Below are 516 nucleotides of genomic sequence, written 5' to 3' on the forward strand. Positions count from 1 at the left end.
CAGGAATCAAAGTTCCTGTCGGTGAGAAGACACTGGGCAGACTGTTTAATGTATTAGGTGAAACAATTGATAATGGAGAACAGATCGAGGATGCAGAAAAATGGGTGATCCACAGAGAACCGCCTACATTTGAAGATCAGAGCCCTGTAGTAGAGATCCTGGAGACGGGAATCAAGGTCATCGACCTTCTTGCACCATATGCAAAGGGCGGTAAGATCGGATTGTTCGGTGGTGCAGGAGTCGGTAAGACGGTGCTGATCCAGGAATTGATCCGAAACATTGCGACAGAGCACGGTGGATACTCTATTTTTACCGGAGTCGGAGAGCGTTCCCGTGAGGGAAATGACCTCTGGTCTGAAATGAAAGAGTCCGGTGTTCTGGAGAAGACTGCTTTGGTATTCGGTCAGATGAATGAGCCGCCTGGAGCGCGTATGCGTGTGGCTGAGACTGGTTTGACAATGGCAGAATATTTCCGTGATGAACAGCATCAGAACGTACTTCTTTTCATCGATAATA

At 47.9% G+C, this 516-nt stretch carries 1 pseudogene; it reads left to right on the top strand.

Features of this window, described 5'->3' with window-relative positions:
• Nucleotides 1–516, top strand: a pseudogene (locus HMPREF1024_RS0128035) (F0F1 ATP synthase subunit beta); the annotation flags it as partial.

The organism is Klebsiella sp. 4_1_44FAA, assembly GCF_000238715.1.
GTDB lineage: Bacteria > Pseudomonadota > Gammaproteobacteria > Enterobacterales > Enterobacteriaceae > Klebsiella > Klebsiella pneumoniae.